Here is a 15247-nt window from a genome sequence, read left to right as displayed (position 1 = left end):
CGCTGTCAGGACTTCGAAGGCATCGACGTCATGACAGTGAACGGCGGGTTGCGGTTGCTGTCATACCGGATCCGCGTGTCGATACCGGTGACGTCGTACGCCTTGGCGTTCATACCGCCCTGCTTGTAACCGGAGAGCGGGTCGTTCGGGTCCACCGGCTGCTTGAACACGCCTCGGCCGCTGGTCTCGCCGTTCGGAGCGGTCGAGTGGAAGTCTCTGACTTCTCCCTCCGCCGCCGGTGGCGGGCCCTTGATCCACGCCTCGATGGCCGCCTTGTTCTGATTCAGGTTGTACTCGGTCAGCTGCTCCGCCCGCCGGTAGTCCGGGAAGGCCGAGGCGGCTCTGGGATACGGTTTGCCGTAGGGCCAGGTTTGGGTCGGCGTCGGATTCGACTGCTGGTCCCGCAGGCGCTGCGCGAGCTGCTCGTCCGTCTTGCCGACGTGCCTGTCCAGGGTGTGACCGTGCTCCATGTACTCGTTGGCAGCGAGGTCGAGGTCGTACTTGCCTGCCGAGTCGACCTTGAGCCAGACCTGTGAGTCTTTGAACTCCTCCAGAGCCCGCATGCCGAACCCTTGTGCGCGCGCCTCCTGGGCCTCGAACTTCGGGGCGCTCAGGTACGCCTCGTCCAAGGGGCCCATGAGCGCGTCGAGCTTCGGCAAGAGGGCGTCGACCCGTCGGTTGTACTCGGTGACGATCGCGTTCAGCTTGGCCGTGTCCATGTTCAGGACGATGCCCTGGCCCAGCTGGCTCGCGCCCTTGGCGACACCTTTGACCACGCCTTTGACAAGGCCCTTGACGTCGTCCATGCCGACGCCGTCCTTGAGGTTGACCTCGACCTTGGGAATCGCGTCGCGTACGGCCTCGATGTAGACGTCCCATACTTCGCCGTTGAGGTAGACGGCCGCCTCGGCGAAGTCGTAGAGGAGGCCGCCGACTTTCTGAGCCGTGTCGAACAGCACGCTGATCACGGGGTGGGTGGCGGTCTGCGAGGAGGAGCTGTCGTGTCTCCACTCGTAGGTCTCGCGGCTCCCGCCCCACGACGTCGTGCCCCACAGCGAGCTGCAGAACTGGCGCATCGCGTCGTGCCACTCGCTGTTGCTCTGCTGGGTGATGCTGCTGACGTTCCCGGTCAGCGCGCTCTCCGCCATGGAGAGCGGGGTGGTCGCCGCCATCCACGCCTGGGACAGCGAGTTCAGGTGGTGCTGTTGCGGAAACGGATAGACCTCAGCGACCTTCCCCATCCGGAAGGCGTGCTTCACCACCGGTCTCAGCACGTCCCGGATCGGTTCTGGGACCCACTCCAGGACCCTGCGGATGAAGTCGTCGCCGCCGTCGTCGTCGCCCCACTTCAGGTTCGGCACGGAACCGTAGGCGGGCGCCTTCTCGGTGACCTTCGGCGGCGGCTGGACGGCCGGCTTCGCCTTCCCCTTGGGGTCGTTGGCCGCCTCGGCCTTCGCGTAGGTGTTGGCCGTCGTGGCGAAGCCGACCGCCGCGCCTCCGATGCTGACGACGCTCCTGGCCCACACCTCGAGGAACCGGTTGCCTACTTTGACGTACGACGTGGCGAACGCCTGGGGCGAGGTGCCGTATCCGCCGGCGTCCGGGTACTTGCGCAGATCCTCGAGCAGACTCCTGGCGCCTCTGTCCATCACCGTCTGCTGGCTCGCCACGCCCCCGGAGACCCGGTGGAGGTCGGCCGGTTTGACGTCGATGGTGCCGTTCTGGCCCGGCGGGGGCGTTCCCATCAGCCGGCCCCCCAGCCGCGCAGCACCGCCTGGTGCGCTGCCGCGTAGTTGACGTGGCTCGTGGTCGCGCACTCGTGCAGCCACTTCTGGGCCGCCTGGAGATCCTGGGCCGAGCGGTCCCACTCGTCGAGTTTGTCGACGAAGACCTCGCGGGCCTCCCCCTCCCAGGACAGCACGACCGGCACGACCCGGTCGTGGAGGTCGTCCAGACTGCCGTTGAGTTTCTTGAGGATGTCCTCCAGTTCGGCGGCGAGTTCCCGCAGGGTGGCGAAGGAGACGGTGATGTGGCCGTCGTCCGCGCTCCCGGTCGACATGATTCCCCGTTTCGTATCGTGGCGGTTGCGGCAGTGGTTCTCGCAAAGGCCGTCAGAAGGAGTCGAAGCTGCTGCGCGGAGGGACGGGCTCGACCGTCTCCGGGTTCGGTGACGACAGTTTGTCGATTTCGCTGTCGATGTCCACCTGGATGCGCCGCACTCGAGCCACCACGTCCAGCTCCTGTTGCGTGAAGCCGTCCCTGCTCAGGCGTACGGCCTGCTCGAGGTGACGGATCACTTCGCGGATGCGCACGGCGTCCTCGGCCGCCGCCCGGTGGAACCCGCGGTACGCCGTCGCCGCCGGTCCTCGCCAACCCGCTTCGATGCGGTCGACGATCGCGTCCATCCGCCTCACCTGCTGGTCCAGGTGAGCCTGCATGTCGTCGAGGTCATCGGCCAGTTTGGTGAGGTCCTGGCCGGACACCTTCAGATCGACGCCGCCCTCTTGGCCCCCGCCCACTGCACGTACACCCATGCTTCGTACCTCCGCCCCCGTGACTTCGGCATGGCAAACCACATGTGCACGGTGATCCTAACCTCGCGCCCTTCCGAAGCCGACGCCCGGCGGGGGCCCGGGGAAGGGCAGCCGACGGGCAGGCACGGCACCCTCGGCCATGGGCATCACCAGGCACCCGCGTACCGTGCGGCCGAGTCCGGGAATTCGACCAGGTGGGTACCGATTTCCGAGGTGGGCGTTATTTTTGACGCTGATCGTCACGGTGCCTTCGCCGGCTGTCACGGTGCGGTGCGCCCGGCGGTCGCGGTAACCGTCCTGCCCGAAAGGTCCTCGTCATGGAGTTCGGGCTGCGGTCGCGGCTCGGACGCACCCTGGAGCTGACCCGGACCACGGCCGCGGAGGTCGTGGTCACCGACCCGGACCGCACCGTCGCGCTCGCCTGCGACCTCCACCTCACGCTGCCGGGGCAATTGGGTCTGGAGGGCGGACTGCCCACGCCTGACCGGTACGGGGGCTGCTGGAGCGGGTGCGGCTGCGCGGCGGCGTGCGGCACCGGTGGCTGGACACCTGGATCAAGGAAGCGGGCGTCAACCAGTACCTGATCTCCGGGCAGCGGCCGGAAGGCATGCCGGCCTTCCCCGAGGGGTACGTGGCGCCGCCGAGGTTCCTGCTCGACGGCCCCAAGGAGAAGACGAAGTTCGACACGATCACCGGTCGGGGCAACTGGTACCAGGACTGGACGCGGCGCTGCCTCGGACTGGACGCGCAGCAGGCGCCCGAGTACCTGCGCCGGCTGCTGCCCGTCCTCGCGGACGAGGGGGTGCTGTCGGCACGTACCGCCAAGGACCGCACCACCCGCGTGTACGGGCTCCAGCCGGGCCACATCCATGTGCGGCTGCTGGCGGACGACCTGGTCAACAAGGCGTTCGTGGCCTGCAAGGAGTGCGGCTGGCAGCAGGTGGTGCCGCCCGAGCGGCGCACCCGCTGGTACGGGCACCCCTGCCCGCGCTGGCGCTGCACCGGCATCCTCACCCCTCCGCAGTACGGCATGTCGTCGACCGGGGCGGGCAGCGGCGGCTTCGGCGGGAAACTGGAGCGCGACTACCGGGCCGACTACTACCGCCGTCTGTACCTGACCGGTGGCACCTACCGGGTCGTCACAGCCGAGCACACCGGCATGCTGACCCGGCCCGAACGGGAACGTGTGGAGCGGACGTTCCGGCAGGGCGCCCACTGCACCGACCCCAACGTGCTCTCCTGCACGCCCACCCTGGAACTGGGCCTCGACATCGGCGACCTGTCGGCGGTGCTGCTCGGCTCGCTACCGGGCGGCCCGGCGAACTACGTGCAGCGTGCCGGGCGCGCCGGACGCAGGACCGGCAACGCCCTGGTGGTCGCCTTCGGCGGGCGCCGGGCCCGCGACCGGTACTACCTGGACGACCCGACCGAGATGATCGCCGGGGGCACGAGGAACGGCCGCCTGGGGTCCTCCGGCGGCATCCTGCGGATCGCGAGTGCCGGTTCGGGGGCCGGCAGGTATGGGGCGAGAGCCGCGTACACATCCACCGCGTTCTCAGGACGATCCTCGGGGCGCTTGGCGAGCAATGCGTGCAGCAGATCCTGGACCGCGCCGGGGGCGTCGGCCCCGTGGGCGGCCAACCGGGGCGGGGACGCGGTGAGGTGCCGGCTCAGCAGCTCGGCGGGGCCCTCACCGTGGAAGGGAGGGCGGCCGGTGAGCATGTGATGCAGCAAGCACCCCACCGCGTACAGGTCGCTGCTACCGTCCAACGGCTCGTCACCGGCCAGGAGTTCGGGCGAGGCGTAGGACACGTTGCCGAGCGTTTCGCCCGTCATGGTGAGCCGCGGGTCGGTGTCCGAGAGAACCTTCACGAGACCGAAGTCGAGGATCTTCACCAGACCGCTGGTGCGGACCATGACGTTCTGAGGCTTGAGGTCGCGGTGCGCAAGGCCTGCCTCATGCGCGGCGGACAGCCCTGAGCACAGTTGCGCGGCTACGGAGACCGCCATAGGCACGGATAGGCGCCCACCGTCGGCGCCGTCGATGACGTTGTCGAGTGTCGTCCCGTCGACGAGCTGCATCACCAGGCAGCAGACGTCCTCGGTGACAGCCGCGTCGTACACGGTGGTGATGTTGGCGTGGTCCAGACGAGCGGCGGCCTTGGCCTCCCTCTCGAAGCGCGCCAGGGCGGTATGGCGCCAGTCGGGCAGGGCCAAGAGATCCGCGGCGATGGTCTTGACCGCGACAGGACGCTCCAGATACACGTCCCTTCCCTGCCAGACGTGCCCCATCGCCCCTCTGCCCAGGATCCGGTCCAGCCGGTACCTGCCGCGCAGAACCTTACCCGCAGCGAATTGCTCCACGTCACTTCCTTCGGTGAACCCCAACCGTATGCCGCTGCACGGACTGCCTGTCCGGAGGCTCAGTGCCGACGGCCCGCGCGGATGAAGTCAACCAGCCCCGCGCTCACCGGGAAGATCATCGAGGACCACGGGACCCCAACGCCCGCCGCACCGGCGAGCCATCCGCCCGGCACTCGTGCGCCCCGAGGTGTCCTGACGGAGCAGGCCGGAGCCGGTGTGGCCGATTCCCGGCAAATGCAGCACCGAGCGGGACGGAGTCCCGGCGCGCGTCCGGGGTCATCCGCCGACCCCCAGCGCGGCGAGCAGCATCGGCAGGGACGCGTGGAGTTCGCGCTCCCAGTACGCCCAGGTGTGGGTGCCGGGGCCGTAGAAGTGGGTCGTGAGCCGCTTGGCGCCCAGGCGCTGCAACTCGTCGGCCAGTGCCTGGTTCTGGCGGTTGAAGTCGGCCTCCAGGGCGTTGGTGGCGCCCGGTGGGTCGAGCGGGCCCGCCGTGCCGTCGCCGCAGGAGAGGTAGACGGGCAGCAACTTGAGTCGCTTCGCCAGGTGGAACGGGTCGTGGGCCTGCCAGATGCGGCGCTGGGCCACGGGGTCGCCCCAGACCCGCAGCGGGTCGTTGCCCTGGCCTGCGAGGAGGCCCATGATGCGGTTGACCGACTCGTCGTTCAGCAGGGGGTGCGCCGAGCCGGAGTACGCGGCGGTCGCCTTGAACATGCCCGGGTGCCGGGCGGCGTACATCAGGGCGCCCTGGCCTCCCATCGACAGGCCGGCCACCACGCGGTCGTCGCCGGCGCCCCAGTCACGTTCCAGGAGCCGTCGCAGTTCCCTGGTGTGGAAGGTCTCCCACGCGGGGTCGCCGCCCTCTCCGTGGTTCCACCAGTCGCTGTACCAGCCGTTCCAGCCTGCCTCCGGCATCACCACGAGTACGTCGCGCAGGCTGTCGGTCTCCGCGACGTCGGTCATGCGGGTCCACGAGGTGTAGTCGCCGCAGCAGCCGTGCAGCAGCCAGAACGTCGGCCAGTCCTGGCGCCGGTCGTCGGGGTTCCAGCCGTCGGGGGTGAGGAGGCGGACCTTCACCGTGCGGCCGCCCAGGGCGGTCGACCGCACCGACAGATCGACCTGCCGGTCGGCTACCTGGGTCACCGCCACGACCTCGGCTCCCCGCCCCGACGCCACCGCGCCCGCGCCGGACGGCGCGGGCGCGGTGGCGAGCGTCGGTGCGGCAGGCGCGACGGTGGCGAGCAGCACGGCGAGGACGAGCAGGACACGGGAACGGAGGGGGGTCAGGACGGCGGTAACGGTCGTGATCACGGCGGCTCCCTGCGGTGTGCTTCGCTGCTGCCCGGACAGATCGACGAAGCGGCTGTGGAGCATGGTGCCATCGAACGGGGCTGGGCGGGAGACGGACCGTCGGCCACCGACGGCCCGTCTCCCGCCGGGTCACTCAGCCCTTCTGTTCCACGCGGACCCAGTCCACCTCCGCCTGCACTCCCCCGCCCGCGATGCGGTCCACGCTCGACTGGGGCAGGCCCCAGTAGGGAGTGGTGACCTGGTTCCAGCCGGCGGGGTACGCGCCGCCCAGGGCCAGGTTCAGGATCACGTACTGGTTGTGGTCGAAGACCCACTGGCCGCGCGTCGACTCCAGCTTGTTGCGGGTCGTCTGCTGGACGAGGCGGTCGTCGACGTAGAAGTTCATGCCGGTGGGCGTCCACTCCACCGCGTAGGTGTGCCACTGGTCGGCGCGGCCACCGTTCGGGTAGGTCTGGCGGGCGCCGATGTTGCCGTCGGCCGAGTAGCCGGGGCCGTGCAGGGCGGTGCTGGTCCAGTCCGCGTAGCCGACGTTCTCCATGATGTCGGTCTCGCCGGAGGACGGCCACGAGACGGACGGATCGTCGACGTTGCTGCCCAGGAGCCAGAACGCGGGCCAGAAGCCGTCGCCGACCGGCAGCTTCATGCGGGCGCTCACCCTGCCGTACGTGAAGTCGAACTTGGTGTTGGTGTCGATGCGGCCCGACGTGAAGTCGTACGTGCCGCCGCCCGCCTGGGTGCAGCCCTTGCAGTGCTTGGCCCGGAGCACCAACGCGCCGTTCTCCAGGCGGATGTTGTCCGGGGAGTCGACGTACGCCTGTGCCTCGCCGTTCACCGAGCCCATCTCCGTGCCCGTGCGGACCACCCGCCACTTGCCGCGGTCCAGTGACGGCGCCGTGAAGTCGTCGAAGAAGGTGGTGCGGTACGTGCCGGGCTGGTCGCCCGGCAGCGCCGGGTACGCCGCCGCCGCGCTGCCCCCCGTGCCCCAGACCTCGAACTCGTAGAGCGAGTAGCCGAACTGTGCCGTGTGGGGCGCCGGGTTGTGGAAGGAACGGCGTTCCTTGCCGAGCATGCGGACGTAGCGGCCGGTGGCCGGGGACGGGAGGCGGACCGAGTCGTGGCGGCCGGTCGCCTCGCCGGGTGACTTCACGTCCGCGCGGCGGGCCGCGACCTCGGCGGCCGTCGGGCGGTACACCGTGCGCCAGGTGCGGTTGTCGTCCGAGACCTGGAGTTCGTAGTCGACCGCGTAGGCCGCTTCCCAGTACAGGTCGACGGTGTCGATGGTCGAGGTCGCGCCCAGGTCGACCGAGACCCAGCGGTTGGCGTTCCAGTCGCTGGACCAGCGACTCACGTCCGCCTTCAGGTCGGCCGGCCGGCCGCCGTCCGTGACGAAGGCGGGCAAGTTGCCCGCGTGCTGGTAGAAGTTCGCGTACGCCGGGTGGTTGAGGGCCAGGTTGGTGCGCGTGGTGGACGCGGGGGCCGGTTCGCCGCCGTAGACCTTGAAGGAGAACAGTGAGTAGCCCCAGGCGGTGGCACGCTCGACGCCGCGCATGCGGACGTAGCGGGCCGTCACCTCCTGCGGATAGGTGTGGGCCGTGACCGAGCCGCCCGTGCCGGCCGTCTCCGTGTAGAACGGGGTCCAGTCGGTCCCGTTGCGCGAGGCCTCCAGGACGTACCTCTTGCCGTACGCCGCCTCCCAGTCCAGTACCACCCGGTCGACGCGGATCGTCGAGCCGAGGTCGACGCGGATCCAGGCGTCGTCGGCGAAGTTGCTCGACCAGCGGGTACCGCCGTTGCCGTCGAAGGCCAGGCCGGGGGCGGTGCCGGCGTTCTCGCTGCCGGAGGCCGTGACGGAGGACGGGACGGCCGCGTAGGCGGAGGCGGCCCGGTCGGTGTCCCAGGCCGCCACGGCCGACGGCCCGGCGACGGCGGGTGCGGTGAGGCCGGGGCCTGCGGACAGCAGGGCGACGGCCGTCAACGAGGTCACGAGGACGCGGGGTGTGCGGAGCTGCATGCGGGGTCTCCTTACGCGCGGATGTCGTGGTGATTGCCGTACTGCTTGCCGTGGTGCGTGAGGCCGATTGGCGTGTACCTGACATGCAAGAGGGGCTGCCGGGAGCCGTGGTGGGCGCGGACTCCCGCGACCGCGCCCACCACGGGGTCTGTCGACCCGCCGGGCCCTTACGCCGCCTCGCGCACCTGGCCCCGATGGTCGCGGACGATCTCCGCGTACCGGTGGCCGGAACCCTTGATCGTGCGGACCTGGGTCGTGTAGTCGACGTGGACCAGCCCGAACCGCTTGTCGTAGCCGTACGCCCACTCGAAGTTGTCCAGCAGCGACCAGGCGAAGTACCCCGCCAGCGGGGCCCCCTTGCGGGCCGCGGACGCGCACGCCGCCAGGTGCTGGACCAGGTAGGCCTGGCGCTCCGGGTCGTCGATCGTGCCGTCGGGGCGCACCACGTCGGGGAAGGAGGAGCCGTTCTCCGTGACGTACAGCTTGCGCGGTCCGTACTCCTCCGTCAGGCGCAGCAGCAGTTCCTCGACACCGCTCGCGTCGATCTCCCAGTCCATCCCGGTGCGCGGGACGCCGTCGCGGCGCACCGTGCGGACGAACGGGGCCGGGGCGGTGGGGTCGTCGGCGACCGTCTGGGGGAAGTAGTAGTTCAGCCCCAGCCAGTCGAGCGGCGCCCCGATCAGGTCCATGTCGCCCGGCTGCTCCGGCAGGTCGACGCCGTAGACCTCCCGCATGTCCTGCGGGAAGCCCCGGCCGTGCACCGGGTCGAGCCACCAGCGGTTGGTGTGGCCGTCCATGCGGCGGGCCGCCGCCAGGTCCTCCGGCCGGTCCGTCGCCGCGTGGATCGTGGAGAGGTTGTTCACGATGCCGACCTGGGCGTGCGGGGCCGCCGATTTGACGGCCTGCATGCCCAGACCGTGCGCCAGCAGCAGGTGGTAGGAGGCCCGGACCGCCGCCGTCAGGTCCGTCCAGCCGGGGGCCATCTTGCCCTCCAGGTGGCCGATCCAGGCGGAGCACAGGGGCTCGTTGAGCGTCGCCCAGTGGGACACGCGGTCGCCGAGGCGCTCCGCCACCACGGCCGCGTACGCCGCGAAGTGCTCGGCCGTCTCGCGCTCCGGCCAGCCGCCGCGGTCCTGGAGCGCCTGGGGCAGGTCCCAGTGGTAGAGGGTGACCGAGGGGGTGATGCCCGCCTCCAGCAGCCCGTCGACCAGTTCGTCGTAGAAGGCCAGGCCCTTCGGGTTCACCGGGCCGTCGCCGCCCGGGACGACGCGCGGCCAGGCGATCGACAGGCGGTAGGCGTTGGTGCCCAGCCGGCGCATCAGGTCGATGTCCTCGCGCCAGCGGTGGTAGTGGTCGCAGGCGACGTCGCCGTGGTCGTCGCCCGCGATCTTGCCGGGGGTGTGCGAGAACGTGTCCCAGATCGACGGCGAGCGGCCGTCCTCCGCCACGGCTCCCTCGATCTGGTACGCCGAGGTGGCCGTGCCCCACAGGAAGTCGTGCGGGAGTGCGGCGAGGTCGATGGTCACGGAAGTCCCTTCGGAGACAGGAGCGTTGGTCACTTGACGGCTCCGGCCGTCAGCCCGGCGACGAGATAGCGCTGGAGCAGCAGGAAGCCCGCGACCACGGGGATGCTCACCACGAGCGAGGCGGCCATGATCTGGTTCCAGTACACGTCGTTGAGCGTGGAGTAGCCCTGGAGGCCGACCGCGAGGGTGCGGGTGGTGTCGTTGGTCATCACCGACGCGAAGAGCACCTCGCCCCAGGCGGTCATGAAGGCGTAGACGGCGACCGCGACGATGCCGGGGATCGCGGCCGGCACGACGACCTGCACCAGGGCGCGCAGCGGGCCGCAGCCGTCCACCAGTGCCGCCTCGTCCAGGTCGCGCGGCACCGAGTCGAAGTAGCCGATCAGCATCCAGATCGAGAACGGCAACGAGAACGTGAGATACGTCAGGATCAGGCCGCCCCGCGAACCGAACAGCGCGATGCCGGTGGCGTTGCCGATGTTGACGTAGATGAGGAACAACGGGAGCAGGAAGAGGATGCCCGGGAACATCTGCGTCGACAGCACGGTGACCGAGAAGACGCGCTTGCCGGGGAAGTCGTAGCGGCTGACGGCGTAGGCGGCGAAGACGGCGATCACGACCGAGCAGACCGTCGCCGCGCCCGCCACGACGAGGGAGTTCACGAAGTACTTGGCGAGCGGGACCGTCGACCAGATGTCGATGTACGGGCGGACGGTCAGTTCGCTGGGCAGCCAGCGGAACGAGCTGGAGACGTCCTGGAGCGGCTTGAGGGAGCTGGAGACCATGACGTACACCGGCAGCAGGACGAAGCCGGTGAGCAGGGTCAGGAAGATCCGGCGGGTCCACAGGAAGGAGCGGGGCGCCGCCATCGGAGACCTAGACATGGGTGGACCTCCGGCCACGTGACGTCAGCAGCAGGTACACGCCCGTCACGACGAGCAGGAAGAGCAGCAGCAGGACCGACATCGCCGAGCCGGCGCCGAAGTTCCAGGTGACGAACGACGACTGGTAGATGTGGATGGAGATCAGGTCGGCCGCCGCCGGTGCCGCCTTGCCGAACAGGACGTACGGCGTGTTGAAGTCGTTGAAGGTCCACAGGAACAGCACCAGGACCAGCACCTGGTTGACCGGGCGCAGCGAGGGCAGGGTGATGCGGCGGATCTGCTGCCAGACGCCGGCACCGTCCAGGGCCGCCGCCTCGTACAGGTCCCTGGGGATGTTCTGCAGGCCGGCCATCACGATCAGGAAGGCGAACGGCCAGCCCTTCCAGACCGAGACGACGAGCAGGGCGATGAAGCTGTTGTCGCCGATCAGCCAGAAGGAGGGCTTGTCGGTGAGGCCCAACTGGTCGTGCAGGACGTGGTTCACCAGGCCGTTGTCATGCTGGAACATGAACGCCCAGGTGATGACGGCGGCGTAGACGGGCAGCGCGTACGGCACCAGGAACAGCGCGCGCAGCAGGCCCCGGCCGCGGAACGTGTCCTGCATGCAGACCGCGGCGGCGGTGCCGAGGAACCAGCACAGGCCGACGGACAGGATCGTGAAGGCGCAGGTGATGAGGAACGAGTCGAGCAGCGCCTGGCCGACGGGGGCGTCGAAGTCCACCGACATGCGGTAGTTGTCGACGCCGGTCCACGGGGCGAGGCTCCAGTCCCGGATGTAGAACTGGGTGAGTTCCTTGAAGCTCATCACGATGCCGATGACCATCGGCACCAGGTGGACCAGGAGTTCGAGGGCCAGCGCGGGGAGCAGCAGCAGGTAGGGCAGGCCGATCCGGCGGATCCGCCCGGTGCGGCGGCGGGGGCCGCGCGCCGCACCGGGGGAGTTCTTGCCGACCGTCCGCTCACCGGGCCGTGCCGAGGCGGTGGTGGTGGTCATGGTGGTGTCCGGGCTCACTTCGTCGGCATCTGCTGCTGGGCCTTGGCGAGCGCGGCCTTCACCGACTCGGTGGTCACCGAGCGGCCGGCCGCGGCGTCGGCGAACAGCTCCTTGACCGCCGTGCCGACGGCCGTCTCGAACTGGGACTCGTCCGGGACCTGGGGCAGGGCGGAGGCACTGCTCGCCAGGGTCTCGCGCAGGACGGCCGTGGCCGGGGAGTTGAACGCCGCGTCGGACTGCGCGGCCTTGACCGGCGGGATGGAGCCGTAGGCCTTGTTGAGGATCTTCTGCTCGGCGTCACTGGTCATGAACTTCACGAACTCGGTGGCGCCGTCGATGTTGTCCGAGTTCTTGAAGACCGCCATGTTGATGCCGGCGACCATGGAGTTGGTGTTGGTGCCGGTGCCGGGCTCGCCGGACTGGACGGGGGCCGGGGCGACGCCCCAGTCGTCCTCCTTCATGCCCATCGACGCGAAGGTGGCCGAGGCGGTCTGCCAGAGCACCATCGCCGTCTTGTCCTTGGCGAAGTCGCTCAGCGACTGGTTCTGCGCGTACTCGGCGTTGCCCGGGGCGATGATCTTGTCGCCCGCCATCAGGTCGACGTACTGCTTGACGGCCGCGACCGCGCCCTCGGAGGTGAAGTCGGGCTTGCCGTCGGCGGTGAAGAAGTCGGCGCCGTGCTGCTTGCCGAGGACGAAGACCTGGTGGATGTTGTTCGACAGGTTCGAACCCTCGGCGCCGAGGCCCCACTTGCCGTCCTTGGAGATCTTCTTGCCGGCCTCGACCAGCTCGTCCCAGGTGGCAGGGGGCTGCGAGATGCCCGCGTCGGCGAACATCTTCTTGTTGTAGTAGAGGGCGTAGGCCATCGAGTACAGCGGCACGGCGGCCGGGTCCTGGCCCTGGACGCCGGTCGAGCCGAGGGCCGAGTCGACGAAGCGGTCCTTGCCGCCGATCTTGTCGAGGTTCTTCGCGTCCCACGGCAGCAGCGCGCCGGTGGCCTGGAGGGAGGCGCTCCAGGTGTTGCCGATGTTGAGCACGTCCGGGCCCTGTCCGGACGTGGTGGCGGTGAGGATCCGGTTCAGCAGGTCGGACCAGGGCACGACCTCCAGCTCCACCTTGATGCCGGTCTGCTTCTCGAACTTGTCGAGCTCGGGCTGGAGGACCTTCTTGTCGACCTCGACGCTGGCGCCCTGGTTGGAGGCCCAGTAGGTCAGCGTCTTGGGCGAGTCGTTGGACCCGCCGCCCGAGGCGGAACCGCCTCCGCAGGCCGAGGCGGTGAGAGCGAGAGACAGGGTGACGGCGCCTACGGCCGCGGCTCGGATGCTGCGCATGGCTCCTGGTGTCCCTTCCGGGAGTCGAGAAGTCCGAGGACGGCCCGGAGGCGTACGACGCCCGTTCGCGTTCACGCTCCGAAGCCCCTCATGGCTTAATTTAGGACGTGAGTTAAACCTCAAGAGAAAGGCCCGTCAAGATGTCCGGCAGCGTCTCTTGGCGGGTTCGACGGGAGACGGCGCGTACCGGAGGGCCAGGTACGGCGGGCGGGCCGCCGATGACCTGGGACTATGGCCCGGACCTGTGAGGGGTCGGGCCGGGGTGCCGTTGTGCAACGGTTGGGTCTCGACCGGCCGCGGGCCCCCGAGGAAGCGCCCAACTCCTGTAACGCACCGCCCCGTCGGCGACGCGCTGTCCACCCGTCGGACTACGCCGAGTCGCGGACGACGAGTTCCGGATCGAATATCACCGACGTCGGCTCGGCGCGGGTGCCCCTGATGTGCTCGTCGAGCAGACGGGCCATCGTCGCCGCCATCTCCTCCACCGGCTGACGCACGGTGGTGAGTCGGGGCCGGCAGGTGACGGCCACGCTGGAGTCGTCGAAGCCGACGACGGCGACGTCCCGCGGGACCCGGCGTCCGTGGTCGCGCAGGACCTGGACGGCACCCTGGGCCATCAGGTCGTTGGCTGTGAACACGCCGTCCAGGTCCGGGTGCTCGGCCAGCAGAAGGGTCATCACCGCCATACCGCTGTCCACCGTGAAGCCGCCCTCGGCGACCGGCAGGTACGGATGCCCGTGCCGGGCCATGGTGTCGCGGAACCCGGCGAGGCGTTCCTGGCTCGCCGCGACCGCCAGCGGGCCGGCGACGGTGACGACGCGGCGGCAGCCCCGGGCGAGGAGATGCTCGGCGGCGAGCCGGCCGCCGTCCCGGTGGGCGAGGTCGACGTAGCTGAGCGCCACCGGGCGCCCTGGCCGGGCGAACAGCACCGCCGGCAGCCGTGCGTCGGCGAGCAGCGCGGGCAGCGGGTCGTCGGGGTGCGTGGAGACCACCAGCGCGCCGTCGGCGCTGCCCTGACGCAGATACGTCACGACCTCCTGCCGGGCCTCGGGCGTCTCGGCGAACATCAGCACCGGGTGCATCGAGCGCGGCCTGAGATGCCCGACCACACCGCCGACCACGCGGCCGAAGAAGGGGTCGGCGAACACCCGCGTGGCGAAGGCGTCCTGCTCGGCGTCGGAGGCGTCGCCCGCGCCGTTCCTCCATCTGAACGGCAGCGAGTACCGCGTCTTCCTGCCGGAGAAGCGCACCAACGCGCGCGGCGTGACCTGGGGCAACGGCACCCCGCGCGGCACCTCGCTGCCACTGACCCAGTTCTACGTCGCCAAGCCGGGCGTCTCCGCCGCCACCCTCAACCAGGCCCTGGCGGAGGGCCTGCACCTGCTGCTGACGCCGGGCATCTACCACGTCGACCAGCCGATCCAGGTGAACCGCGGGGGCACCGTCGTCCTCGGCCTCGGCTACGCGACGATCATCCCGGACAACGGCGTGACCGCGGTGAAGGTCGCCGACGTGGACGGGGTACGCCTGGCCGGTTTCCTGGTCGACGCCGGGCCGGTCAACTCCCCGACACTGGTGGAGATCGGCCCGAGCGGCAGCTCCCGGGACCACTCCGCAAATCCGATCACCGTGCAGGACGTCTTCATCCGCATCGGCGGCGCGGGCCCCGGCAAGGCCACCACCAGCATGGTCGTCAACAGCCGGCACACGATCATCGACCACACCTGGATCTGGCGCGCCGACCACGGCGAGGGCGTCGGCTGGGAGACCAACAGGGCCGACTACGGCCTCGTGGTCAACGGCCACGACGTGCTGGCGACCGGGCTGTTCGTGGAGCACTTCAACAAGTACGACGTCCAGTGGTTCGGCGAGCGCGGCCGCACGATCTTCTTCCAGAACGAGAAGGCGTACGACGCGCCGAACCAGGCCGCCATCCAGAACGGCTCGATCCGGGGCTACGCGGCCTACCGCGTCGGCGACAACGTCACCGCGCACGAGGGCTGGGGCATGGGCAGCTACTGCTACTACAACGTGGCCCCGTCGATCGTGCAGCACCACGGCTTCGCCGCCCCCGTGCGCTCGGGCGTGCGCTTCCACAACCTGCTCGTCGTCTCGCTCGGCGGCAACGGGCAGTACGCGCACGTCATCAACGACACGGGAGCGCCGACCTCGGGGACGTCGACGGTGCCTTCGACGGTGGTGTCGTTCCCGTGACCGCGCGCCGAGGGCGGCCCCACCCCCTCTGCGGAGGTGGGGCCGCCCACGGCCCGACCGGGCGGCCGTCGTCGGGGGCGG

General features: G+C 69.9%; 12 protein-coding genes and 2 pseudogenes. 3 read left to right on the top strand and 11 right to left on the bottom strand.

Going from position 1 to position 15247, the window contains the following annotated elements:
- Window positions 1-5: 5 nt before the first annotated feature.
- Genes AB0O67_RS24915 through AB0O67_RS24905 form a run of 3 tightly spaced genes read right to left on the bottom strand, consistent with a single transcriptional unit; the run spans window position 6 to window position 2534 of the window.
- Complete coding sequence (locus AB0O67_RS24915; RefSeq protein ID WP_365453936.1) at window positions 6-1745, bottom strand: RNase A-like domain-containing protein; 1740 nt, start codon at window positions 1743-1745, stop codon at window positions 6-8.
- On the bottom strand, window positions 1745-2059 hold the full coding sequence (locus tag AB0O67_RS24910; RefSeq protein ID WP_365453933.1) for a WXG100 family type VII secretion target: 315 nt from the start codon (window positions 2057-2059) through the stop codon (window positions 1745-1747). Before AB0O67_RS24910 ends, AB0O67_RS24915 begins: the two co-directional genes overlap by 1 nt.
- Window positions 2060-2111: 52 nt before the next feature.
- Window positions 2112-2534, bottom strand: a complete 423-nt coding sequence (locus tag AB0O67_RS24905) for a WXG100 family type VII secretion target (RefSeq protein ID WP_365453930.1) — start codon at window positions 2532-2534, stop codon at window positions 2112-2114.
- Window positions 2535-2851: 317 nt separating this feature from the next.
- Between AB0O67_RS24905 and AB0O67_RS24900 the strand changes: the two genes are divergently transcribed.
- Entirely contained in the window at window positions 2852-3118 is a 267-nt protein-coding gene (locus AB0O67_RS24900) for a hypothetical protein (RefSeq protein ID WP_365453927.1), read from the top strand.
- A 23-nt stretch (window positions 3119-3141) separates the two neighbouring features.
- Window positions 3142-3831: pseudogene (locus tag AB0O67_RS24895) on the top strand (hypothetical protein); the annotation flags it as partial.
- A gap of 113 nt (window positions 3832-3944) precedes the next feature.
- Here the strand turns inward: AB0O67_RS24895 and AB0O67_RS24890 are convergent.
- The 8 genes from AB0O67_RS24890 to AB0O67_RS24855 all read right to left on the bottom strand — a co-directional run bounded on the left by AB0O67_RS24890 (window position 3945) and on the right by AB0O67_RS24855 (window position 14205).
- A complete protein-coding gene (locus tag AB0O67_RS24890) occupies window positions 3945-4826 on the bottom strand; it encodes a serine/threonine-protein kinase (RefSeq protein ID WP_365453993.1) in 882 nt (293 codons plus the stop codon).
- Window positions 4827-5174: 348 nt separating this feature from the next.
- Window positions 5175-6269, bottom strand: a complete 1095-nt coding sequence (locus AB0O67_RS24885) for an alpha/beta hydrolase family protein (protein WP_365453924.1) — start codon at window positions 6267-6269, stop codon at window positions 5175-5177.
- Window positions 6270-6339: 70 nt separating this feature from the next.
- Window positions 6340-8217 carry a discoidin domain-containing protein gene (locus AB0O67_RS24880; RefSeq protein WP_365453921.1) on the bottom strand — a complete coding sequence of 626 codons (1878 nt, stop codon included), beginning with the start codon at window positions 8215-8217 and terminating at the stop codon, window positions 6340-6342.
- A gap of 167 nt (window positions 8218-8384) precedes the next feature.
- Complete coding sequence (locus AB0O67_RS24875; RefSeq protein ID WP_365453918.1) at window positions 8385-9743, bottom strand: GH1 family beta-glucosidase; 1359 nt, start codon at window positions 9741-9743, stop codon at window positions 8385-8387.
- A gap of 29 nt (window positions 9744-9772) precedes the next feature.
- Window positions 9773-10612, bottom strand: a complete 840-nt coding sequence (locus AB0O67_RS24870; RefSeq protein ID WP_365453990.1) for a carbohydrate ABC transporter permease — start codon at window positions 10610-10612, stop codon at window positions 9773-9775.
- Window positions 10613-10619: 7 nt separating this feature from the next.
- Window positions 10620-11621, bottom strand: coding sequence for a sugar ABC transporter permease (locus AB0O67_RS24865; RefSeq protein WP_365453915.1), 1002 nt, complete (start codon window positions 11619-11621; stop codon window positions 10620-10622).
- 14 nt (window positions 11622-11635) lie between these two features.
- Window positions 11636-12952, bottom strand: a complete 1317-nt coding sequence (locus tag AB0O67_RS24860; protein WP_365453912.1) for a sugar ABC transporter substrate-binding protein — start codon at window positions 12950-12952, stop codon at window positions 11636-11638.
- Between the two features lie 368 nt (window positions 12953-13320).
- Window positions 13321-14205: a substrate-binding domain-containing protein gene (locus tag AB0O67_RS24855; RefSeq protein ID WP_365453909.1), complete on the bottom strand. Its 885-nt coding sequence runs from the start codon at window positions 14203-14205 to the stop codon at window positions 13321-13323.
- Between AB0O67_RS24855 and AB0O67_RS24850 the strand changes: the two are divergent.
- Window positions 14147-15166, top strand: a pseudogene (locus tag AB0O67_RS24850) (coagulation factor 5/8 type domain-containing protein); the annotation flags it as partial. The gene AB0O67_RS24855 and the pseudogene AB0O67_RS24850 overlap by 59 nt on opposite strands.
- Window positions 15167-15247: the final 81 nt, after the last annotated feature.

It is taken from the genome of Streptomyces sp. NPDC086077 (assembly GCF_040686175.1).
Classification (GTDB): Bacteria; Actinomycetota; Actinomycetes; order Streptomycetales; family Streptomycetaceae; genus Streptomyces.
Note: the sequence above shows the minus strand (reverse complement) of the source record. Positions and strands in the feature narration are given on the sequence as shown.